Here is a 22,713-nt window from a genome sequence, read left to right on the forward strand (position 1 = left end):
TGCGGCAAGAATGAAAAAAGCGGCCGCAGCCGCTTCTTTCCGTTCCCGCTTCAGTGACCACTTCAGTGACCACTTCAGTTGCCGCCGCCGTCAGCGCAGGCTGACCTCGACCCGCCGTGCTTGTGCATTGTCGCCGGTGCCGGTGGTGACTTGCGGCTTCTCCATCACGATCGCATCCTCGGTGATGCCGTTCAGGATCAGCATCGCTTTCACGTTCAGCGCCCGCGTCTTGGCAATTTCGGCATTCGCCGCAGCGTCGCCACTGGGGTCATGAAAACCGCTGAGCACCAGTTTCGTACCGGGCGTCGCTTTGGCCGCAGCGATCAGCGGCTTGAGCTGATCGGCCGCACCGGGCGGCGCCTCGCTCGTGGCGAGATCGAAATACAGCTTGACCGGCGCGGTCGCCGTCGCTGCCGCTGCACTCGCCGGCGCGGCTGGCGGCGTGATCGGCGTGATCGGCGTGGCCGGCGTGGCCGGTGCCAGGACCGTGGCCGGCGTGCCGCCGGTCGCGTCCATGCCTGCTAGCGCACCCCCTGCATCTGCCACGATCGCCGCGCCGCCATGACTGTCTGCGATACCGGGATTGATGCCAACACCCGGCAGCAGCGGCACCAGCAGCAGCGCCACGATATTGATGATCTTGATCAACGGGTTGATGGCCGGACCGGCGGTGTCCTTGTAGGGGTCGCCGACCGTGTCGCCGGTGACGGCCGCCTTGTGCGCTTCGGAACCCTTGCCACCGTGATTGCCGTCCTCGATGTATTTCTTGGCGTTGTCCCAGGCGCCGCCGCCGGTGGTCATCGAGATCGCGACGAACAAGCCGGTCACGATGGTGCCCATCAGCACGCCACCCAAGGCCGCGGGTCCGAGCAGCATGCCGACCAGGATCGGCACCAGCACCGGCAACAGCGACGGGATGATCATTTCCTTGATGGCGGACGCGGTCAGCATGTCGACCGCCTTGTCGTATTCGGGTTTGCCGCTGCCATCCATGATGCCCTTGATGTCGCGGAACTGGCGCCGCACTTCGACCACCACCGCACCGGCCGCACGGCCCACCGCTTCCATCGCCATCGCGCCGAACAGGTAGGGAATCAGGCCGCCGATGAAGAGGCCGACGATCACTCGCGGGTTGGACAGGTCGAAAGTAATGCTGTGGCCGACCGACTCCAGCGCGTGGGTATAGTCGGCAAACAGCACCAGCGCGGCCAAGCCGGCCGATCCGATCGCATAGCCCTTGGTCACCGCCTTGGTGGTGTTGCCGACCGCATCGAGCGGGTCGGTGATGGCGCGCACCGAATCGGGCAGATGCGCCATCTCGGCAATGCCGCCGGCGTTGTCGGTGATCGGACCGTAGGCGTCGAGCGCAACGATGATGCCGGCCATCGACAGCATCGAGGTGGCGGCAATCGCGATGCCGTACAGGCCAGCCAGCCAGTAGGAGGTCAGGATCGCGGCGCAGACTGCCAGCACCGGGTAGGCGGTGGCCTTCATCGACACGCCCAGACCGGCGATGATGTTGGTGCCGTGGCCGGTGGTCGACGCTGAAGCGATGTGACGCACCGGCGCAAAATCGGTGCCGGTGTAGTACTCGGTGATGTAGACCATCAGGCCGGTCAGCACGATGCCGACCACGGTCGCGCCCATCAGGTGCAGACGCATGGTTGGGTCGGTCCAGACCAGCCAGGTCACGATGCCGAAGCCGATCAGCGACAGGATCGCGGCCCACCACAGGCCGGTGTATAAGGCCGACATGATCTTCTTGCCCGGCTTGGCTTTTACCATCGAGCAGCCGACGATCGAGCCGAGTATCGATACCGCACCGAGCAGCAGCGGATAGACGATCGCTTCGGTGGTGGCATTGGCGAACAGCAGCGCGCCCAGCAGCATGGTCGCGATCAGCGTCACGACATAGGTTTCGAACAGGTCGGCAGCCATGCCGGCGCAATCGCCGACGTTGTCGCCGACGTTGTCCGCGATCACGGCCGGATTGCGCGGATCGTCTTCCGGGATACCGGCCTCGACCTTGCCGACCAGATCGGCGCCGACGTCGGCGCCCTTGGTGAAGATGCCGCCGCCCAGACGCGCGAAGATCGAGATCAATGACGCGCCGAAGGCCAAGCCGATCAGCGGCCGGATCACGTCATGCTGCGACACCGTATGACCCACACCCAGCGGCGCGGAGGCCGTCAGGATCCAGTAAAAAATCGTCACGCCCATCAGCCCCAGGCCGACCACCAGCATGCCGGTAATCGCGCCACCCTTGAAGGCGACGTCGAGCGCGTCGTTCATGCCGCGCGTGGCGGCCTGCGCGGTGCGCACATTGGCGCGCACCGACACGTTCATGCCGATGAAGCCGCAGGCGCCCGACAATACCGCGCCGACCAGAAAGCCCATCGCGGTGATCAAGCCCAGCCCCGGTAGCAGCGCGATGGCGATGAACAGCACCACGCCGACGATGGCGATGGTGCGGTACTGGCGCGCCAGATAGGCGCTCGCGCCCTGCTGGATCGCGGCGGCGATTTCCTGCATCCGCACATTGCCGGCGTCCTGCTTCAAAATCCAGCGGCGTGATATCAGCCCGTACAAAACCGCAATCACGCCGCACACTACGGCAAACCATAAACCTGCTGCCATGTTGACCCCTCCCTGTTGTGACGACCAAGTAAGACAAAACCAAATCCGGTGAAGCGCGACCGTGCAACCGGTCGCGGTCCGACGAAACCTGCCTGCAAAACTTTACGTGCCCATTTATTCTGTGCTGCCTGCCTGGGCTGGCTGAGTCTGGTGCTGCGTCTGGAATTGTTGCCGTGCCGTTTGTTTTTAGCGTTTTTCGAGCGCTGCGGCGAAAAAAAAAGCGGACACCAAGGTCCGCTTTCATTTAGTCCGACAGTGCCGCGAAGGCACTATCGCGGATTTGATCGACCGGACCGACGCCGGCTATCTTGCGATATTTTGGCGCGCCGGGTTGGCCCGATTCGGCCCACTTGCCATAGTAGCTGACCAGCACTTCGGTCTGTTCGTGGTAGACCGCCAGGCGCTTCTTGACGGTTTCTTCCTTGTCGTCGTCGCGCTGGATCAGGTCCTCACCGGTCAGGTCGTCCTTGCCTTCGACTTTCGGCGGGTTGAACGTGACGTGGTAGGTGCGGCCCGACGCCGGATGCACGCGGCGCCCGCTCATGCGCTCGATGATGGCCTCGTCCGGGACGTCGATTTCGAGTACGTAGTCGATCGCGACGCCGGCGTCCTTCATCGCATCGGCTTGCGGGATGGTGCGCGGAAAGCCGTCGAACAGGTAGCCGTTGGCGCAATCGCCCTGCGTCAGGCGGTCCCTGACCAGGCCGATGATGATGTCGTCCGACACCAGTCCGCCCGCATCCATCACTTTTTTCGCGGCCAGGCCGAGCTCGGTGCCGGCCTTGACCGCGGCGCGCAGCATGTCGCCGGTCGAGATTTGCGGAATATTGTATTTTTCCTTGATGAAATTCGCTTGCGTGCCCTTACCGGCACCAGGCGCTCCTAACAGGATGAGGCGCATGATATTTCCTAAGATGGTTTTGAATTCTTTTGCAGTGATGGTTTTGCATCGGCAGACGCACATATTGCATCGGCACATGCAGTTTTATCACACTAACTTTGCACGAAACTTACCACACAATTTCACACAATCGGCGTTTTACGCCCCATTTATGCCATCGACAGCCCGGTTGCGCCGCCCTGTCGCACCGTCATTGCGCATGCCGCCCGGCTACCGAACCATGCCGGCTCAACGCGATTGAAAAATTTTCTGCACCCGCAACAGGTCGTCAACGGTATCGACGCCCGCCTCCGGCGCGATCGACGTCAGATGCACCGCGATCGGATAACCATGCCACAGCACCCGCAGTTGTTCCAGCGCCTCGATCTGCTCCAGCGGCGATGGTGCCAGCGCCGGATAGGCCTGCAAAAACGCGTTGCGGTAGGCATACAGGCCGATATGGCGCAACGGCTGATAGCTGGCCGGCAGCGCCGTCATTTGTCCGTCCGATGCCAGGCCACCCGCCATCGCTGCAAAACCGTCGCGATGCCACGGGATCGCGGCGCGCGAGAAATACAGCGCGCGCCCGGCCTTGTCCAGCACCACCTTGACCACATTCGGGTTAAACAGGTCAGCGCGGTGGACGATCGGATGGGCCGCGGTGGCCATCGGCGCGCCGTCGGCAATCGCGGCGGCGGTGGCGGCGATCAGTTCGGGATCGATCAGCGGCTCGTCACCCTGCACATTGACCACCACTGCATCCGGCGCCAATCCCATGCTGGCCGCAACTTCGGCGATACGGTCGGTGCCGGACGGGTGATCGGCGCGCGTCATGCACACCGGCACGCCGTGTTGGCGGCAGGCGGCCGCAATGTCGGCGTGATCGGTCGCGACCATTATCTGGGTGGCGCCCGACAGTGCGGCGCGCTCGGCGACCCGCACCACCATCGGCTTGCCGCCCAGATCGGCCAGCGGCTTGTTCGGCAGGCGGGTCGACGCCAGGCGAGCCGGGATGATGACGGTAAAGTTGATGGATGCGGACATCGGGTCGGCGCGCCGGATCAGGGCGACGGCACGTCGACCACGCGCGCCTCGTCGGCCCACATGATCGGAATGCCGTCACGGATCGGATAGGCCAGCCGGTCGGCGCGGCAAATCAGTTCCTGGGCCTTTTTATCGTATTCTAGCGGTCCCTTGCATAAGGGACAGACCAGGATATCAAGCAGTCTTGCGTCCACGGCATTTCTCCACAATTTTTTCGGCCAGCGCGGGGTCGATCTGCGCGGCCACAGGCACGACCCACAGGCGCGGATCGTTGTTAAGCGTATCGATTTGCCTACATTTTACTGCATCCTTTTCGGTGATCAGGATGATCTCGGCACGCAGGCCGGTAAAAGGATTGCGCGAAAAATCGTAATGATCGGGCAACGGCAGCGGCGCGAAATCCAGACCGGCCGCGCGCAGCATCGTGAAAAAGCGTGCCGGGTTGCCGATCCCGGCGGCAGCCAAGATGGTCGCGCCGGCGCGGCCCAGCTGCGCCAGCTCTGCCAGCGCGACGCGTTGCGTCGGGTCCGACAAGCGCTCGGCACTGGTGCCGGCCAATTGCATCGTGAACATCGGGCCCCCAGCGGCGGCGACCGCGCCGGACGCCGCCGGCCCGCCGTTGAGCACCGTAAAGTCGCGTCCACGTCCGGCCGGCTCGCGCAACGGCCCGGCCGGCAGCAGCCAGCCGTTGCCGTCGCCGCGCGCGTCCGACAGCACGATCTCGACGTCGCGCTGCAACGCGTAATGCTGCAGGCCGTCGTCCGACACGATGATGTCGACTTGCGGCTGCGCCGCCAGCAACGCGCGGCCGGCGGCCACCCGGTCGCGCCCGACCATCACCGGACAGTTGGCCCGCGTCGCGATCAGGACCGGCTCGTCGCCGACCTGCTGCGGCGCCGAATCGGCCATTACCGGCTGCGGCAGCGCGTTTTCGACGCCGTAACCGCGCGAAATCACGCCCGGCGTGTAGCCGTGCCGGCGCAGCGCGTCGACCAGCCAGATCGTCAGCGGCGTCTTGCCGGTACCGCCGACGAACACATTGCCGACCACCACCACCGGCACCGGCAAGCGCGACGATGTCAGCACGCCGCGCGCATACAGGGCGCGCCGCAGCGCGACGATCGCCGCGAACAGCAGCGACAACGGCCACAGCAGCCGCGCCAGCCAGCCGCGTCGGTTCCAGTGCTCGGTCAGGGTTGCTTCCAGTGTGGGGCGCGGGTCGGCCAAGCGAATAATCCTAGGAACAGCAGTGGGCGGCGCCTGCTTGATGATCGGTATAAAAATATACTGGGCGCAGTATATTTTTATACCGCTTTAAAACCAAGCGGGAGGACCATGGTTTTTACCGATACTCCCCCATCAATAGGGTGGAAAGCTTGCTGCCAGCGGGTGCCACCGACGCCGGCGATTTATCGGGACCTACGCAATAACCACGAAAATCGCAAACTGCGTTGTCGTTCCTGCGAAGGGTGAAGCAGGGAATTCGGACAGCATGCTGTCCACCTGCGAAACGATCTGCGCTTGCAAGCGCAGATGCGCCCTGCAACGGGGAAACCCAGCGTCGTCGGTTGATCAACGAAAGACACTGGATTCCCGCTTGGCCGCAGGCCAGTTTATCCTGAGCTTGCCGAAGGGCGGGAATGACACGGTAAGTTTTAGTATCGCGCTGCGTAAATCCATTTATTTACCGCTCACCTGCGCCGCAAACGTCACCTTGGCAAAACCGGCGAGGCGCGCCGCTTCCAGCACATTGATCACTTTCTGGTGTGGCGCGTCGCCGTCGGCGGCGATGATCACCACCGGTTCCTGCTTGCTCGGCCCCTTGGCGTCGGCCGCCTTTTTCAGGTCGTCGGCCAGACCGGCCGGATCCTGAAACGACACGCGGCTATTGTCGATCGCGTACTGGCCCTGGGAGCTGACGGTCACGCTGATTTCGACCGGCCGCTCCATCGCCTTCTCGGCGTCGGCGGTCGGCAAGGTGATCTGCAACTCGGTGAACTTGCTGTAAGTCGTGGTGACCATCAGGAAGATCAGGATCACCAGCAACACGTCGATGAACGGGATCAGGTTGATCTCGGGGTCTTCGCGGCCCTTGCCTTTTCGAAAATTCATCGCGCCGCTCAGGATTTGCGTGCGCCATGCACGATATCGACGAACTTGACCGCCTGCTGCTCCATATCGACGATGAAGCTGTCGACCAGCGCGCGGAAATGGCGGTAAAACACCAGCGTCGGCATCGCGATCGCCAAGCCGAATCCGGTGTTGTACAGCGCCACCGAGATACCGTGCGCCAGCTGGGCCGGATTGGTGCCGGTCGCGTTCTGGGCGCCAAAAATCTCGATCATGCCGACCACGGTGCCGAACAGGCCCATCAGCGGCGCCAGCGTCGCGATGGTGCCGAGCGTGGTCAGGAAGCGTTCCAGTTCGTGCGCGGCGCCGCGACCAGATTCCTCGATCGACTCCTTCATCACCTCGCGCGGCGCGTCGACATTGCGCAGGCCGGCGGCCAGCACCCGGCCCAGCGGCGAATTCTGTTCCAGCTTCTCGACCACTTCATTATTGATTTTGCCGTTGTGATAGACCCGGACCACTTCGGTCAGCAGATTACGTGGCAGCACCTTCGCGCTGCGCAGATACATGATGCGTTCGATAATGAGCGCCAGCGCGATGATGGAGGCGATCAGCAATAACCAGATCGGCCAGCCGGCTGCTTGGATGATGGAGAGCAAAACAAGCTCCTAGATAAAATTGAAAGACGGTTTGAACAACGAGATGCCGCAATGTAACTTGTTGGGCCGCTGGCGGCAAGTATTGCTGTGTCTGTGCTGTGGTCTGCGCGGTGAGCGGGCGCCGCTTTTCCGTTCCAGGCCGCGGTGGATAGTTCTCCACAGTTCTGCACATTTTCTGTGGACAACTTTGTGGGCAAACCCGGGCCAGTTGGGCAAAGTACTTGATTCATAAGGATTTTTCTTGCATGCACACAATTGTTGCAGCGCCAAACCCAATTAAAATCAAATAGTTGCACTGTCTTGTTGCAACGGTAATTGGGCTGTCACAAGTGTTGCCTGGCAACCCAGGTAGTGTGCGGTCTGCCCTGTGCGCGGACGCCGCTTTTCCGTTCGACACGCGGTGGATAGTTCTCCACAGTTCTGCACATTTTCTGTGGACAACTTTGTGGGCAAACCCGGGCCAGCTGGGCAAAGTACTTGATTCATAAGGATTTTTCTTGCATGCACACAATTGTTGCAGCGACAAATTCATTTAAAATCAAACGCTTGCATTATCTTGCTGCAAAGCTACATTGGGCTGCCGCAAGTGTTGCTCGGCGATCCATACGGTGGATAAGTCCAGATACCACGCGCAACTAATGTCACCGTTGAATGCCAACAGCGCAGCTTATGCACAGCTTTTGTGGATAAGTTTGTGCGCAAGATTTGTGACTCTGCATCAAGCCGTTGATTTATAAAGATATTTCCTTCCTGCATGCAAATACGGCAGGCCCGTCTGGAAAACGCCATCGCTCTTGGATGGCAACGTTTCGGCTACACTGGCGGGTTCTGGCGTCTGTCATCTGTTTGTCATAGTTTTTCACAACTTCTGTGGATAACTTTGTGAGTAACTGATGAAGGCCGCGGCAAAGTGCTTGATACGTAAGGGTTTTCTATAACGTGCCTGAAAATGCATCACCATATTTTGTGTTTGAAATCAAATACTTACATAAAGATAATTGATTTTTGACAATTCCCCTCATTCGCAACATGGCAGATTGTCATGCCTGTGGACAGATTTCCCTTGAAAGACCGCATGAACATTGATGCGCCCAACCAAAACACCGAATCGACGCCGCCAGTACTGACTGTTTCCGCGCTGAACCAAGCGGTGGCGCGGATGCTGGAGCGCAACTTTCCGCTGCTGTGGATTTCCGGCGAAATTTCCAATTTCACCCGCGCCGCGTCCGGCCACTGGTATTTCACGCTCAAGGATGACGCAGCCCAGGTGCGCGCGGTGATGTTTCGCGGCCGCGCCCAATTCGCCGGCTTCAGCCCGCGCGAAGGCGACAAGGTCGAGGTGCGGGCACTGGTGTCGCTGTATGCACCGCGCGGCGATTACCAGATCAATGTCGAGGCGATCCGGCGCGCCGGGGTCGGCAATCTGTACGAGGCCTTCCTGCGGCTGAAAGACAAGCTGGCGGCCGAAGGCCTGTTCGATCCGGCGCGCAAGCGGCCACTGCCGCGCTTTGCCCGAACCATCGGCATCGTCACCAGCCTGCAGGCCGCCGCGCTGCGCGACGTGCTGACCACGCTGCGGCGGCGCGCGCCGCACGTGCGCATCGTGCTCTACCCGACGCCGGTACAGGGTGAAGGCGCGGCCGAGCGGATCGCACTGGCGATCGCCACCGCGGCGCGGCGCGCCGAATGCGAACTGTTGCTGCTGTGCCGCGGCGGTGGCAGCATCGAAGATCTGTGGTCGTTCAATGAGGAAGTGGTGGCGCGCGCGATCGTGGCCTGCGCGATCCCGGTGATCGCCGGGATCGGGCATGAGACCGATGTCACGATCGCCGATTTCGCCGCCGACCTGCGCGCACCAACCCCGACCGCCGCCGCCGAACTGGCCGCGACCCCGCGCACCGACTGGCTGGCCGAACTGGCCCAACACGGCAACCACCTGCAGCGCGCGATGCGGCGGCTGCTGTCCAACCAGAGCCAAACCCTGGACTGGTATAGCCGCCGCCTGCAAAGCCCGAGCGCGGCGATCGCCGCCCGGCGGCTGCAAATCCAGAGCCGGCAACAAAGACTGAACTACGCCGCCAAAATTCCGCTGCAAACCTCGCGCGCCCTGTTCAACCACCTCAGCATCCGCCTGCGCAGCCAACTGCCCGACAGCCGTCGCGCCCGCCTGCAACTGGACGAACAACGGCGCCGCCTGAAGGCCAGTTTCCTTAACCAGAACCAGCAGCAACGCCAGCAACTGGCAGCACTCGCGAGCCAACTCGAGATGCTCAATCCGCAACGCACTTTGGAACGCGGCTACGCGATCCTGAGCGACGCAAAAGGCCAGCTGATCCGCAGCAGCCACCAGCTGAAGGCGCACAGCAATTTGCATGTGCGGCTGGCGAAAGACAGCGCGACGATCGGCATCAGTAGTGTGCAGGAGAGTTTTGAATAGCAGAGGCGCAGCAATATACTCCCCTGCTTTTATTGAAAAATGTGGCCATCCCGCACATATTCATTGCGGGACTAGATAATACTAGACCGAGTATATTTAGCCCTCTAGATTCATAAACAAAGCGCTTTTTCATAACCGGCAAATCCAAGAAATAATTAGTCCGCCATCACGTCGATTGCGGCGCACTGCACTTCACTTATTGCACGCATTAAGCGCACGACGAGGGCACCTTACCGCGGTGTCGATCCGTTGTAAAACAGTCACCGGGAAGAAATCCGCGCCGGCTCGATGCCATGCGCATCGATATTTGGACATAGGTTATTTGAGTCGCATGCGGCGCAATACGCTGCGCTATTGACGCCCTACCGAGTGCGCCTTACCGCGTTGACCTGCTCCCGTTCAACTATCCCAACGCCGATCGGAATTCAAGCCACTCATGTCGTGCGGGTGGGCTTAAGTTCGCATTTACCGTGGCCCAAGATTGACGAAAATCAAAAGTGCCGGCCGAGAAGAATCATAATCTGGCCGTCTGCATCCCCCTTTGGATCATGGCCCGCGCGCACAGGTGATCCCTGCCGCAGCAGGCTTGAGCCTTCAATCTCACAAAATGAGGAGATTCTCCATGCACGAGCGCAAACCGCTTCCCCTTCTGATCGGCATCACACTGTCCGTGTTGGCCGCGTCCAGCACATACGGCCAGTCCGGACCAGTCCTGGTCTCCGGCCCCAGCCCTTTCGCAAGCTGCACCATCGGCGGCCCCGGCACGAATTTTCCGAATAGCGAAGTCGAACCCTGGGTGGCGGTCAATCCGGCGAACCTGTCGAACCTGATCGGCGTCTGGCAGCAGGATCGCTGGAGCAATGGCGGCGCGCATGGCCTGGTGGCCGGTTCCTCGTTCGATGGCGGCAAGACCTGGGGCCGCACCGCGTTGCCGTTCAGCGCCTGCGCCGGCGGCCTGGCGTATGAGCGAGCATCCGACCCCTGGGTGTCGATCGGGCCTGACGGCACTGCGTACGCGATATCGATTTCATTCAACCAGTCCAGCAATAGCAACGCAGTCGGCGCCGCGACCTCCATAGACGGCGGCCAGACTTGGCAAAATCTGACCACGATCATTGCCAACAACGAGCCTTCCACCCAATTCTTCAACGACAAGGAATCGGTGACCGCACATCCGACCATGCCCGGCGTAGCTTACGCAGTGTGGGACCGTCTCGAGTTGCCAAACAGCAATCCGTACGCGAACCTGCATACGGCGGCATATCGCGGCCCGGCGTATTTCTCCAAGACGGTCAACGGCGGCCAGACTTGGAGCGCCCCGCAAGTCATCGTGAATACGCCTTCCCGGCAGCAGACAATTGGCAACCAGATCGTTGTCAACCCGCAGACCGGGACGCTGTACGACTTCTTCGACCTCATCACGCCGCCGTTCAAAGTGACGGCCTCCAAGCTGGCGTTTATCAAATCGACGGATGACGGCAACAGCTGGACCAAGCCCCAAATCATTGCCGACATGCGCACGGTCGGGGTGACCGATCCCGAAACCGGCGAAGCGGTGCGCACCGGAGACATTATCCCGGAACCCGCGATTGACCCCGCCACCGGGCAACTGTATGTGGTGTGGCAGGATGCGCGCTTCAACGGCGGCCATTTCGACGAAGTCGCACTGTCGAGCTCGAGCGACGGCGGCGCCACCTGGAGCGCGCCGATCCGGGTCAATACCCCGACCGGGCGGGCCGCATTCAATCCCTCCATCCGGGTCAATTCCACTGGCGCGGTCGGGGTCTCGTATTACGACTTCCGCAACTTGGCGGCAGGCAATACGGCGACGCTGCCGACCGATTACTGGTTCACGTCTTCTACCAACGGTGGCGCCAGCTTCGGCAGCGAACAGCATCTGGCCGGTCCCTTCGATATGAAGACCGCGCCGAATGCGGGCGGCTTCTTCATCGGGGACTACGCCGGGCTGGAAACGATACAAACCAAATTCGTGCCGTTCTTCGTCAGGACCAATTCAGGAAATACCTCGAACCGCACGGACGTGTTCGCGACGACGGTTGCGCCGTAAACAAGACCTCGGTAGGGCGGCACTTTTCCGCCCTGCCGAGCTGAATAGCAAGGGTGCAGAAATATACTCCCCTGTTTTTATTACGAAATATGGCCATCCAGCCCATATTCATTGCGGGATTAAATAATACCAGGATGAGTATATTTTCAGGCCACCTGGATTCGCGTGCTGTGTTACGACTGGACCAATCCAAAACATGATCAGTCAGCCATCATTGCGGGGTAATACGCTGCGCGATTGACGCCCTACCGAGTGCGTCTTACCGCATTGGGTTAATTCGATTCTGCCTGCGGCCATCCTGGCCATTAGTGCGCAATCGCTGCGCCGGTCATGAGCGAAGCCGCAAGGCCGAACATCACCAAGCCGATCACGCCATCCAGCATGCGCCACGCAGCGGGCCGCGCAAACCACGGCGTCAACAGGCGCGCGCCGAAGCCGAGCGCGATGAACCACAACGTCGACGCACTCATTGCGCCCAGTGCAAACCACAGTTTGCCAGGTCCCGCTTGCTGGCCGCCGATCGCGCCCAGCAGCACGACCGTATCGAGATACACGTGCGGATTGAGCAAAGACAATGCGAGTATTGCCGACAGCGCCTGAGCTGCACTGAGCGTCGTGGTAGCCGACGCTGCGTTCAACGTGTGCTGGTTCAGCACCGCTCGCCATGCGCGCACACCGTACCAAACCAGAAAAGCCGCGCCGCCCCAGCGCGCAATATTGAGCAGCGCGCTGTTGCCCTCGATCGCCGCGCCCATACCGGCGACACCGGCGGCGATCAGGATCATGTCGCACAAGACGCACACCAGCACCGTCAGCCCGACGTGCTGGCGCCGCAAACCCATGCGCAACAAGTGCGCATTTTGCGAGCCGATCGCCATGATCAACCCGCCACCGAGACCTAGGCCTTTAAAGTAGAACGGCAGCAGCATGATGCACCCTGGTGTGATGTTGTGATGTCTCATTCTGTCGCGTGTGGCGCAAATAATGAAGCAGGATTAATATATTTAAATGAAACTTAAAATTTCTTAATATTGATGATTGGATGCGATGAAACTCGATTCAAAACAATGCGAAGCGGTGCTGGCGGTGCTCGATGGCGGCAGTTTCGAACAGGCGGCGGCGCGTTTGCATTTGACGTCGTCGGCGGTGTCGCAGCGCGTGCGCGCATTGGAACAGGTGCTGGGCAGCGTGCTGGTCGTGCGCGGCCGGCCCTGTCGTGCCACGCATGCCGGGCAACGCCTGCTGCAATATCTGCGCCGCGCGCAATTGCTCGAGCAAGACTTGCAGGCCGAGTTTGCCGGTGAACACGCGCAACCGCTGTCGATCGCTTTGGCGGTAAATGCGGATAGCCTGGCAAGCTGGTTCCTGCCGGCACTGGCGCAGTTTCTTCTGCGCGAGCAGGTGTTGCTGGACCTGACCGTGGACGATCAGGATCACACCTACATGCTGCTGGAAGCCGGCCTTGCGCTCGGTTGCATTTCTACCGAAGCGCATCCGATGCGCGGTTGCGTCGCTGAACCGCTCGGCGTGATGCGCTATCGCTGCATGGCGTCGCCGGAATTTCGCAAGCGCTGGTTTGCGCGCGGCATGACGCGCACGGCAGCGCGCCGAGCGCCGGTCGTGGTGTTCAACCGCAAGGATAAATTGCAGGCGGACTTTTTACTGCAGCACCTTGGATTGCCGGCGGACGCTTACCCTTGTCATTACATCCCCGCTTCGGAACCCTATATGCAGGCAATTTGCCTGGGGCTGGGCTGGGGCATGCTGCCGGAAGTGCAAATGCGCGAGCTGCAGGCGAGCGGCGCGCTGGCCGATCTCATGCCGGATCGACCGACCGATGTAGGACTCTACTGGCATCGCTGGAAGGTGCAGTCACCGCGCCTGGAGCGGATGTCGGCCACGCTGATTCAGGCGGCGCGACAGGTGCTGGCTTAAACTGATCTTTCACACGGGAAGGCGCACCCGGTAGCGCCGCATGCTTACTCTTGATAGTTCGGGTTGCCCGCATCGCCACCGGCCCGATCTGGCATGGTGCAAAGCACTACACTAACCGACGCGGGGTTTGTCACCCATCATCTCGCCCAAGCGCACCGGGCGCTCCGCGGTCCATGCGGGATTAAATCGCAGCGCGTCTTTCGGGAATAGCAAGACCACCGTCGAGCCGAGCAGGAAGCGCCCCATTTCTTCGCCTTTTTTCAGGACGATATCCTGGTTGGCATAAGTCCACTCGCGTACCGCGCGGGTACGCGGCGGGTTGACTACGCCGTGCCAGACCGTGGCCATACTGCCGACGATGGTGGCGCCGACCAGCGTCAGGATCAACGGGCCGTGCGCCGATTCAAACACGCAGACCACCCGTTCATTACGCGCAAACAGATTCGGCACGCCGCGCGCGGTGACCGGATTGACCGAAAACAAATCCCCGGGCACATAAATCATGCGCGTCAGGCGGCCATCGCAAGGCATGTGAATGCGGTGATAGTCGCGCGGGCTGAGATAGATGGTGGCAAAACCGCCGTCCTCGAATTTTTCTGCCAGCTGGCGGTCGCCGCCGACCAGTGCGGCAGTGGAAAAATGGTGGCCCTTGGCCTGAAAGATCTGATCGCGCCGGATCGCGCCAAACTGGCTGATCGCACCATCCACCGGGCAAATGAAATCAGCAGCCGCCAGCGGCCGCGCATCGTTGCGCAGCCGGCGGGTAAAAAATTCATTGAAGCTGGCATAACTCGCGATATCCGGATTAGCCGCCTCTGCCATGTTCACGCCATAACGCCCGACAAACCAGCGGATCAGCCGGGTCGTCAGCTTGCCTGCCTTGGCATTGGCGATGTTGGCGCCAAAGGCGGTCAGGGCCTGCTTGGGCAGTAAATATTGCAGTAGTACGGCGAAACGTTCGGACACGATAGATACCCGTAATGAAAAACAGGGAGTGATTGTAACGATGAATCGGCGGAAAATCGACGCACACAGCATCGGCCTGGCAGATACTCAGCCGGATTCCGGTCCGGCGCGACCGCATTTGGCCGCATAACGGCAGGGTTGATGCAATTACTGCAAGCCTTCGGCTTAGCCATTACAATTGAGGTTTTCCCCGCACCACCCATGTAGCACCAAGCAGCAACCCCAACAGACTACCCAACGAAAAAGGATGCACTATGGAACATACCCTACCGGCACTGCCGTATGCAATGGACGCACTGGCCCCGCACATTTCCAAAGAAACCCTGGAATACCACTACGGCAAGCATCATCAGGCCTATGTCACCAACCTGAACAACCTGATCAAGGGCACCGAATTTGACAACGCGTCGCTCGAGGACATCATCAAGAAATCGTCCGGCGGCGTATTCAATAACGCGGCCCAGGTCTGGAACCACACCTTCTACTGGAACGGCCTGAAGCCAAACGGCGGCGGCGCACCGACCGGCGCACTGGCCGACGCGATCAATGCCAAATGGGGTTCGTTCGACGCATTCAAGGATGCGTTTTCCAAATCCTGCGTCGGCAACTTCGGCTCCGGCTGGACCTGGCTGGTGAAAAAGGCCGACGGCGCGCTCGACATCGTCAACACCTCGAACGCCGCCACCCCGCTGACCGGCGCCGACAAGCCGCTGGTGACCTGCGACGTATGGGAACACGCGTACTACATCGACTACCGCAACGCGCGTCCGAAGTATGTCGAGGCGTTCTGGAATCTGGTCAACTGGGATTTCGCGGCGAAGAATTTCGCGTAACGACGAGTTTTGTTTCGCGAGAATAATGATTTGAACAAAACTATAAAGTTTTGATCTTTGCCACAGTTTCTAGACTGTTCGACTAGGCCCTTGCTTTTTTCCAAGCAAGGGCTTTTTTCTTGGTCGTCTGCTAGAGTGAAAGCCCCTTAGCGGGACCGGTCGGGAATTCGTTGAACAACTGGCCATCCCCCCAAAAAAATCACTGAACGAATAGCGGCCCATGGCCGAACTGCGTCATTCGTTACAGACCGAGGTCGACCCAAGCGGGGTGCAGGGAGACGTTGTATCACCGCGGAAAATGCCTGGGAAATTTGGATAACACGCTCGGCCTGTAACGAGCCTAATTTGCTTTTCTTATTCTATTCGCCAGGCGTAAATACGGCGCCAGTGCCAGTTGAGATTAACGCCTGCGCCAGCCAGCACTATCAGGATCAAACCAGCGACTTGCAATAAATTAAGCGTATGTCCATAAACGAGGAAGTCGAATCCGACTGCAGCGGCCGGATAGATAAATGTCAGTACCGCAATCGACGCATTCTTAAGTTTCGGCAAAGCGCCATACACCAGTACATACACCAGCGCGGTATGTATCACGCCCAACCCGATCAGCCACGACCATTGCACTCGGCTGACGGCTAGCGTTGGCCATGCAATCCAGAACGACAACAGCAGCACTCCGACCGCGCAATGAATCAGCGCAATCAAAGGCGCGGGCATTCCTGTTATGGCCTTGGTGATCAGGGTAACGCCCGCATAGACCAACGCAGCGACGAGCGTACACGCAATTCCCGTTGTATAGCCCGCATCCAGCGGCACACCACTTAAATGCAATCCCGTCGCCAGTAATAATCCAGCGAAGCCTATGCCGATCCAACCGAATTTATCGAGCGTAATCCTTTCGTTAAATATGACTGCGCCAATCAGCAATACCAAGAACGGCTGCACATGAAATACAACGGTCGCAACTGAAATGCCGACACGCTGAATCGCTTCAAAAAAAGCCACCCAGTTGACTACCATCAGTACACCGCTGACGACAGCCAGCCACACGTTCCTCACCTGAAAATTGGCGCGGCGGAACATGCGTTTCCAGAGACAATAAACGGATAGTGCAACGGCACCGAATACGCAGCGGAAAAATACAATCGTCACACTACCGAGCCGCGCCTCATTCACAAAAATGCCCAAGGTGCCCAGCATCAGCATGGCAGCGATAAAGGCCATCATGGCGAAGCGTTCTTGTGAATTACGGGAGGTTGATCGAGCGGTCATATCGGCTCCGGGGCAAGAAAATGGGGGAAATGGCTTTCATCATCGGTCTTGGCAAGAATTCGAACAATCGAATAAAATTGATGTAATTCATTCGATTAACGAAACCATGAATTTGCCCCAGCTCAATCTTGCTCAACTGCGCACCTTTGTCGCCGCTGCCGAACATGCCAGCTTCATCGCCGCTGCCGATGCGGTGCATCGTTCGCAAGCTGCGGTCAGCATGCAAATCATGAAACTGGAAGAGTGCATCGGCCAACCGCTATTTATCCGGCATACACGACGGATTGCGCTGACGCTGGCCGGCGAAACGCTGCTGCCTTATGCGCGGCGAATGCTGCAGACAGAGAGCGAGGCAGTAGCGGCACTCCTGACCCAGGAAATCAAGGGGCGCGTCGTGCTGGGCGCGCCGGACGACTATATGTCATCCCTGCTGCCCCCCGTGTTGGAACGCTTCTCGAAGATGTTCTTGCAGGTTGAGATTGAACTGGTTTGCGTGCAAAGCACACTGCTGGCGCCGATGCTACGCAAAGGCAGCGTCGATCTGGCATTCGTTACCCGCAGTGAGGAACTGGATGGCACCTTCATTCGGCGCGAACCGATGATATGGGTTGGCTCTGAAAAGCACAGAGCCTGGGAAAAGTCACCGTTGCCGGTCGCACTCTATGAGCCCGGTTGCGTCGCCCGTACCAATACGCTGGCAGCGCTTGCAAAAAGTACCAAGCCTTATCGGGCCACTTACAGTAGCCCGAGTTTGTTGGGTATTCTGGCGATGGTGGAAGCAGGACTTGCGGTGGCAGCGCTGGCCGAATGCAGCGCCCCGCGCCATCTGACCCGACTCGGTCAAGCGGAAGGATTGCCGCCGATTGCGCCACTCGATATCGTATTGGTTAAAGGTGGCAAGAGTAACTCGGCACCGGTCGAGCATCTGGCCAGAGAAATCATCGAAAATTTGGGTGGCCAAGCGAAACTTCGCCAGGAGTCAGTCGGACTTACGGAATCGAAGCGAAAAATGGGCTGAACGACGACAGATTTCGCCGGATTTGCAATCTGGAAGGAACCCGGCCTTCACCAATTGCTTGCAGGCGAGTCGAGCCACTGCTTGTAACCCATTTTTATTTTCGATGTTCTTGCAAGCGCCATGTCTTGGATGCCCACTGGCTTGGCGATGTATCGAACTGCTGGCTCGATGAGCCAGCAGTCCTCGCTCAATCGATCGACCGCCCGGTTGCCAAATGATATTTCTTGAGCTTGTCGTATAGAGTTTTTTTGGGAACCCCGAGGCGCTCCGCAGCAAGCGCGACATTGCCGTCGCTGGCCGTCAATGCGTCGGCGATCAATACGCGCTCGTAGGCATCGACCTGCTGCGGCAACGACGCTGCATCCGTTGCCGCGTTGATCGCCGGATCGGCGACGCCGGTCCATCCCTCGGCCACGCCCAGCGCCAGCCGATCGGCGAAATTGCGCAACTCGCGCACGTTACCCGGCCAGTCGCGCGCTTGCCACTGCGCCATTTGCGCCGGCGACCATTGCGGCAGCGGGCGCTGATAGCGCACGGCGGCGCCTTGCACGAAATACGCCAGCAACAGCGGAATATCATCGCGCCGCTCCGCCAGGCACGGCAGATCGATGCTGACCACGCCGATCCGGTAGTACAAGTCTTCACGAAACTTGCCAACCGCGCTCAACTGCAACAGGTCGGTCTTGCTGGCGGCGATGATGCGGCAATCGATCTCGATGCTCTCGTTGCCGCCCAGCCGTTCCAGCCGCCGCTCCTGCAGCACGCGCAACAGCTTGACCTGCAACGCCAGCGGCATGCTTTCGATCTCATCGAGGAAGATGGTTCCGCCCTTGGCATATTCGAGTTTGCCGATGCGCCGTTTCTGCGCACTGGTGAAAGCCCCTGCTTCATGGCCGAAAATTTCGCTTTCGAATACCGCTTCCGGCAGTGCGCCGCAATTGATCGCGACAAACGGCCCCTTGCGCCCGCTGGCCAGATGCAACTGACGCGCCACCACTTCCTTGCCGGTACCGGTCTGGCCATTGATCAGGATATCAACCACGGTCGGGCCGACGCTGCGAATCATGGTCCGCACCCGTTCGGTCGCAGCCGATTGGCCAATCAGGGCCGGCATGTCGGAATGCGCTGCCCATGCCGCCTTCAGGCGGCGATTTTCAAGGACCAGGCTGCGCTTTTCTTGTGCCCGCCTGGCTGTTTCCAGCAGCCGTTCCGCGGCGAACGGTTTTTCAATAAAGTCGTAAGCGCCGCTGCGCATCGCGTCCACCGCCATGCTGACGTCGCCATGGCCGGTGACCACGATCACTGGCAGGTCAGGGTCGAGCGCGACGACCTGGGCCAGCACTTCAAGGCCGGAGCGGCCCGGCAGGCGCACATCGGTCACGATCACGCCGGCGAAGCCGGCATGCAGCCACGGCTGTGCCTGTTCCGCGCTGGCGCAGGCGTGCACCGTGAAAGCGCCCAGTTCCAGCGTCTGCGCAGTCGCCTTGCGCACCGCATCTTCATCTTCGATCAATACCGCTTCAAGCGCCGGCACGCTGGTTTCCATCAAGACTCCATAGTTTGCAATAACCCTGAAAGCGGCAGTCGCACCACGAATTCCGCGCCGCCGCCGGCGTGATTATGCGCCGTAAGCTGTCCATTCATGGCCTGCACGATGGACGATGAAATTGCCAGTCCGAGGCCGAGCCCTTTGCCGCACGGCTTAGTGGTGAAAAACGGTTCGAACAGGTGTTGCGCAACCTGCTCCGGAATGCCCGGTCCCGAGTCGTGGATGCGGATCACGGCGTGATCCGCCTCGCGCTCCAGCAGCACCGACACCGATTTATTGTGCACCGTCGCGACCGCATCGATCGCATTGTGCAGCAAGTTGATCAGCACCTGTTCGGTGCGCACCGTATCGCCCACCACCTGCAGCGCCTCGCGGATCTCGATGTCGAGACCGACTGCGTGGCGTTGAAACTCGTTTTGCAACAATGAGGTCGAGGCCTTGATCGCATGCGGCAAGTCGACCGTGGATACCGTCTCGTGACTTTTTCGGGCGAACCCTTTGAGTTGCCCGATAATCGCCCCCATGCGGGCGCTGGCAGCGCTGATATGCGCCAGATTTTCACCGGCCTGTTCGCTCTGGCCGCGCGCCAGGAAGGTGACCGCGTTATCGGCGAAAGCACGGATCGCAGCCAGCGGCTGATTCAACTCATGCGTGACGCCGGCAGCCATCTGGCCCAGCATTGCCAGCTTGCCGGCCTGGACCAGCTCGTTTTGCGTGGAACGCAGCAAATGCTCGGTTTCCTTCAACTTGACGTATTTGATTTCCAGATGCTGGTTGGCCAGCAGCAGTTGTTGCGTGCGCTGCGCGATTTTCTGGTCCAACTCCGCCGCCGCACGTTGCAGCGCATTGCGCGATACCAGTCGTTCTTCCAGCCGGCGCCGCCGCTGGTAAACGGCCCACGATGAAATGCCCGCAATTGCCAGCAGCAGCGCTGCAGCCAATGTCCACAGCAGCGCCACCCGCTGGATGCGTGCCTGTGACGGAAACAACATGAGCTGCCAGCCCAGACGGCCAATCGGGCGCGTGATATGGTCGCCGAATCCGGCCTGCATTGCCTTCGGCAGCGAGCTGACCGGCGTAATGGCTCGGTTGGCGTATTGGAGCGTGCCGGCAATATCGTGCTGCGCGGCGCTATTCAGCGGCTGCAGGCTGTGATATTTCCAGCCGGCCCGGTTGCTTAAAAAAACCACGCCGCTGTGATCGGCCAGGGTGATCGGATCTTCGCTGCTGCGCCATGTATGTTCAAATTCGGCGAGGTCGATCTTGACGGCCATCACGCCGATAGGCGCGACCGAACCGTGGGTAGCACCTATCGGATAGATCGGCTGGGCGATGAAATAACCGGGTTCGTTGGTGGCGTTGCCAATCCCGTAGAAGCGCCCGGCATTGCCTTTGACGGCTTCCAGGAAATACGGGCGAAAACGGAAATCCCTGCCGACGAAGCTGAACGGCTGGTCCCAATTGCTGGAGGCCAGGGTCTTGCCGTTGCGATCCAACATGTAGATCGCGACCACTTTCGATTGGCGCTGGATCGACTGCAGGGTCAGATTCAGGCGCTTGATGACGGCAACATCGTCGGGATGGGCCAGCGCCTGTCCGACATCGGCCTGGAAGCCGAGCGCGAATGGCAAGGTTTCGAATTTTTCCAGCACCGATTCAAGGTCGAGTGCAATGATTTGCAATTGACGTTCGCCGGCTTCCCGGATGTCGTTGGCGGCCTTCTTGCCGCCGAGCACATACGTTGCCAACACCACCGCAATGACAAAGCCGATGGTCAGCACCAGCAAGCCCGTACTTTTTTTGGAACTCATTTGATCGTCAACAGACTCGCCAATACATGCATCAAGCGGGCGCGCCAGCCGAATACTGCGATCCGGCGCGCTCGAGATCGTGGCGCTGGATTACGCCACGGTCGTCATATTAACGCTTGCGCGGCTTGCCTTCAGCGCCGCAGGCGAGATACCCTCGAACCCTCAGGCCTCGTTTCTGAGATAGCCCTCTTTACTCGGGTCGCGCATCCGGAACGACACTATCAGCCCGATCGCACACATCGCGGTCACGTACCAGTAAAAAGTCGATTCCATGCCGATCGACTTCAGCGACAGCGCGACAAATTCTGCCGAACCCCCGAACACTGCGTTACCTACCGCATACGACAATCCGACGCCTAATGCACGCACTTCCGGCGGGAACATTTCGGCTTTGATCAAGCCGCTGATCGAGGTATACAAACTGATGATCGCCAATGCCAGAATCACCAGGCCGAAGGCAGCATACGGATTCGATACATCTTTGAGCGCGTGCAATACCGGCACCGTGCAAAGTGTCGCCAGCCCACCGAACCAGAGCATGGAACTACGACGGCCAATCCTGTCGGACAGCGCACCGAACAGCGGTTGCATCAACATGTAGACCAGCAGCGCGCCAGTCATGACGCTGCTCGCGGTCTTCGCAGGCATGCCGGCGGTATTGACCAGGTACTTTTGCATATACGTGGTGAAGGTATAAAAAATCAGCGAACCGCCCGCGGTAAAACCGACCACCGTCATGAACGCGCCTTTATGCTTCAGCAGACCGGCCAGGGTGCCCGCGTCTTTGCTCTTGCGGGTTTCCGCGGTGGATGTCTCGCTCAGGGATTTACGCAGATACAACGCAACGACGGCGGCAACCGCGCCCAGCATAAACGGCACGCGCCAGCCCCAGTCCTTCAATTGTTCCGTGCTCAGCAATTGTTGCAGCACGACCAATACCAGCACCGCCAACAATTGTCCGCCAATCAGCGTTACATATTGAAACGATGCATAGAAACCACGTCGGCCCTTGAGCGCAACCTCGCTCATGTAGGTCGCGCTGGTACCGTATTCGCCACCGACCGACAGCCCCTGAAACAGGCGTGCGACCAGCAGCAATCCCGGCGCAGCGGCACCGATGGCGGCATAGGTCGGCAAGAACGCGATCATCAGCGAACCGCCGCACATCATCAGCACCGAAATCATCATCGAGGTGCGACGGCCATGCTTGTCGGCGATCCGTCCGAACAGCCAGCCGCCGATCGGGCGCATCAGGAAACCGGCCGCAAAGACACCGGCAGTATTCAAAAGTTGCGTGGTCGGGTTGCCGCTGGGGAAAAATGCCGGAGCGAAATAAATCGCGCAAAATGAGTAGACGTAAAAATCGAACCATTCGACCAGATTGCCGGACGAAGCACCGACAATAGCGAGAATTCGGCTCCGGTTATCTACCGCGGTGGTAGGGGGTGTTTTGGACATGGGTGTCTCCTGTTGTAATTGCTTTGATATGGACTGCAAAACCTGGGTGTAACAATTCATTGGCGTGACGAGCAAG

General features: G+C 59.9%; 18 protein-coding genes. 5 read left to right on the forward strand and 13 right to left on the reverse strand.

What is annotated here, in order from left to right; all coding sequences use genetic code 11:
- Nucleotides 1-90: 90 nt before the first annotated feature.
- The 7 genes from ACFOFO_RS03480 to ACFOFO_RS03510 all read right to left on the reverse strand — a co-directional run bounded on the left by ACFOFO_RS03480 (nt 91) and on the right by ACFOFO_RS03510 (nt 7,290).
- Entirely contained in the window at nt 91-2,637 is a 2,547-nt protein-coding gene (locus ACFOFO_RS03480) for a sodium-translocating pyrophosphatase (RefSeq protein WP_390326278.1), read from the reverse strand.
- A gap of 244 nt (nt 2,638-2,881) precedes the next feature.
- Complete coding sequence (gene adk, locus ACFOFO_RS03485; RefSeq protein WP_390330858.1) at nt 2,882-3,538, reverse strand: adenylate kinase; 657 nt, start codon at nt 3,536-3,538, stop codon at nt 2,882-2,884.
- 228 nt (nt 3,539-3,766) lie between these two features.
- Nucleotides 3,767-4,549 carry a 3-deoxy-manno-octulosonate cytidylyltransferase gene (gene kdsB, locus ACFOFO_RS03490; protein ID WP_390328216.1) on the reverse strand — a complete coding sequence of 261 codons (783 nt, stop codon included), beginning with the start codon at nt 4,547-4,549 and terminating at the stop codon, nt 3,767-3,769.
- A gap of 29 nt (nt 4,550-4,578) precedes the next feature.
- Nucleotides 4,579-4,755, reverse strand: coding sequence for a Trm112 family protein (locus ACFOFO_RS03495; protein WP_390326279.1), 177 nt, complete (start codon nt 4,753-4,755; stop codon nt 4,579-4,581).
- On the reverse strand, nt 4,736-5,788 hold the full coding sequence (lpxK, locus tag ACFOFO_RS03500; RefSeq protein WP_390326280.1) for a tetraacyldisaccharide 4'-kinase: 1,053 nt from the start codon (nt 5,786-5,788) through the stop codon (nt 4,736-4,738). The genes ACFOFO_RS03495 and lpxK overlap by 20 nt, the downstream gene beginning before the upstream one ends.
- A gap of 453 nt (nt 5,789-6,241) precedes the next feature.
- A complete protein-coding gene (locus tag ACFOFO_RS03505) occupies nt 6,242-6,673 on the reverse strand; it encodes an ExbD/TolR family protein (RefSeq protein WP_390326281.1) in 432 nt (143 codons plus the stop codon).
- An 8-nt stretch (nt 6,674-6,681) separates the two neighbouring features.
- On the reverse strand, nt 6,682-7,290 hold the full coding sequence (locus ACFOFO_RS03510; RefSeq protein ID WP_390326284.1) for a MotA/TolQ/ExbB proton channel family protein: 609 nt from the start codon (nt 7,288-7,290) through the stop codon (nt 6,682-6,684).
- A gap of 1,075 nt (nt 7,291-8,365) precedes the next feature.
- Here ACFOFO_RS03510 and xseA point away from each other — a divergent pair.
- Both xseA and ACFOFO_RS03520 read left to right on the forward strand, forming a co-directional pair.
- Entirely contained in the window at nt 8,366-9,727 is a 1,362-nt protein-coding gene (xseA, locus tag ACFOFO_RS03515) for an exodeoxyribonuclease VII large subunit (RefSeq protein WP_390330955.1), read from the forward strand.
- 622 nt (nt 9,728-10,349) lie between these two features.
- Entirely contained in the window at nt 10,350-11,795 is a 1,446-nt protein-coding gene (locus ACFOFO_RS03520; protein WP_390326286.1) for a sialidase family protein, read from the forward strand.
- Nucleotides 11,796-12,100: 305 nt separating this feature from the next.
- Here ACFOFO_RS03520 and ACFOFO_RS03525 read toward each other — a convergent pair whose 3' ends face one another.
- Nucleotides 12,101-12,757: a LysE/ArgO family amino acid transporter gene (locus tag ACFOFO_RS03525; RefSeq protein WP_390326287.1), complete on the reverse strand. Its 657-nt coding sequence runs from the start codon at nt 12,755-12,757 to the stop codon at nt 12,101-12,103.
- 85 nt (nt 12,758-12,842) lie between these two features.
- Here ACFOFO_RS03525 and ACFOFO_RS03530 point away from each other — a divergent pair, with 85 nt between their 5' ends.
- Complete coding sequence (locus ACFOFO_RS03530; protein ID WP_390326290.1) at nt 12,843-13,730, forward strand: LysR family transcriptional regulator ArgP; 888 nt, start codon at nt 12,843-12,845, stop codon at nt 13,728-13,730.
- Nucleotides 13,731-13,841: 111 nt separating this feature from the next.
- On the opposite strand, the gene asd is transcribed toward ACFOFO_RS03530, so the two are convergent.
- On the reverse strand, nt 13,842-14,696 hold the full coding sequence (gene asd / locus ACFOFO_RS03535; protein ID WP_390326291.1) for an archaetidylserine decarboxylase: 855 nt from the start codon (nt 14,694-14,696) through the stop codon (nt 13,842-13,844).
- A 254-nt stretch (nt 14,697-14,950) separates the two neighbouring features.
- Here asd and sodB point away from each other — a divergent pair, with 254 nt between their 5' ends.
- Nucleotides 14,951-15,529: a superoxide dismutase [Fe] gene (gene sodB, locus ACFOFO_RS03540; RefSeq protein WP_390326292.1), complete on the forward strand. Its 579-nt coding sequence runs from the start codon at nt 14,951-14,953 to the stop codon at nt 15,527-15,529.
- 354 nt (nt 15,530-15,883) lie between these two features.
- Here the strand turns inward: sodB and ACFOFO_RS03545 are convergent, their stop codons facing one another.
- Nucleotides 15,884-16,801, reverse strand: coding sequence for a DMT family transporter (locus ACFOFO_RS03545; protein ID WP_390330859.1), 918 nt, complete (start codon nt 16,799-16,801; stop codon nt 15,884-15,886).
- Between the two features lie 106 nt (nt 16,802-16,907).
- Here ACFOFO_RS03545 and ACFOFO_RS03550 point away from each other — a divergent pair, with 106 nt between their 5' ends.
- The gene (locus ACFOFO_RS03550; RefSeq protein ID WP_390330861.1) at nt 16,908-17,819 is read left to right on the forward strand and encodes a LysR family transcriptional regulator; all 912 of its coding nucleotides are present in this window, start codon (nt 16,908-16,910) and stop codon (nt 17,817-17,819) included.
- Nucleotides 17,820-18,006: 187 nt separating this feature from the next.
- Here ACFOFO_RS03550 and ACFOFO_RS03555 read toward each other — a convergent pair whose 3' ends face one another.
- The 3 genes from ACFOFO_RS03555 to ACFOFO_RS03565 all read right to left on the reverse strand — a co-directional run bounded on the left by ACFOFO_RS03555 (nt 18,007) and on the right by ACFOFO_RS03565 (nt 22,637).
- Nucleotides 18,007-19,365, reverse strand: a complete 1,359-nt coding sequence (locus ACFOFO_RS03555) for a sigma-54-dependent transcriptional regulator (RefSeq protein WP_390326299.1) — start codon at nt 19,363-19,365, stop codon at nt 18,007-18,009.
- Nucleotides 19,365-21,179: a sensor histidine kinase gene (locus tag ACFOFO_RS03560; RefSeq protein ID WP_390326301.1), complete on the reverse strand. Its 1,815-nt coding sequence runs from the start codon at nt 21,177-21,179 to the stop codon at nt 19,365-19,367. Before ACFOFO_RS03560 ends, ACFOFO_RS03555 begins: the two co-directional genes overlap by 1 nt.
- 162 nt (nt 21,180-21,341) lie before the next feature.
- Nucleotides 21,342-22,637 carry an MFS family transporter gene (locus ACFOFO_RS03565; protein WP_390330862.1) on the reverse strand — a complete coding sequence of 432 codons (1,296 nt, stop codon included), beginning with the start codon at nt 22,635-22,637 and terminating at the stop codon, nt 21,342-21,344.
- Nucleotides 22,638-22,713 lie beyond the last annotated feature (76 nt).

Origin of the sequence: Pseudundibacterium arcticum, from assembly GCF_042646465.1 — a bacterium.
GTDB lineage: Bacteria > Pseudomonadota > Gammaproteobacteria > Burkholderiales > Burkholderiaceae_D > Undibacterium_A > Undibacterium_A arcticum.

Coding starts and splice junctions, on each gene's coding strand:
- ACFOFO_RS03480 (WP_390326278.1), bottom strand. CDS start 2,637: ATGGCAGCAGGTTTATGGTTTGCCGTAGTGTGCGGCGTGATTGCGGTT.
- adk (WP_390330858.1), bottom strand. CDS start 3,538: ATGCGCCTCATCCTGTTAGGAGCGCCTGGTGCCGGTAAGGGCACGCAA.
- ACFOFO_RS03505 (WP_390326281.1), bottom strand. CDS start 6,673: ATGAATTTTCGAAAAGGCAAGGGCCGCGAAGACCCCGAGATCAACCTG.
- xseA (WP_390330955.1), top strand. CDS start 8,366: ATGAACATTGATGCGCCCAACCAAAACACCGAATCGACGCCGCCAGTA.
- ACFOFO_RS03520 (WP_390326286.1), top strand. CDS start 10,350: ATGCACGAGCGCAAACCGCTTCCCCTTCTGATCGGCATCACACTGTCC.
- ACFOFO_RS03525 (WP_390326287.1), bottom strand. CDS start 12,757: ATGAGACATCACAACATCACACCAGGGTGCATCATGCTGCTGCCGTTC.
- ACFOFO_RS03530 (WP_390326290.1), top strand. CDS start 12,843: ATGAAACTCGATTCAAAACAATGCGAAGCGGTGCTGGCGGTGCTCGAT.
- sodB (WP_390326292.1), top strand. CDS start 14,951: ATGGAACATACCCTACCGGCACTGCCGTATGCAATGGACGCACTGGCC.
- ACFOFO_RS03545 (WP_390330859.1), bottom strand. CDS start 16,801: ATGACCGCTCGATCAACCTCCCGTAATTCACAAGAACGCTTCGCCATG.
- ACFOFO_RS03550 (WP_390330861.1), top strand. CDS start 16,908: ATGAATTTGCCCCAGCTCAATCTTGCTCAACTGCGCACCTTTGTCGCC.
- ACFOFO_RS03555 (WP_390326299.1), bottom strand. CDS start 19,365: ATGGAAACCAGCGTGCCGGCGCTTGAAGCGGTATTGATCGAAGATGAA.
- ACFOFO_RS03560 (WP_390326301.1), bottom strand. CDS start 21,179: ATGAGTTCCAAAAAAAGTACGGGCTTGCTGGTGCTGACCATCGGCTTT.
- ACFOFO_RS03565 (WP_390330862.1), bottom strand. CDS start 22,637: ATGTCCAAAACACCCCCTACCACCGCGGTAGATAACCGGAGCCGAATT.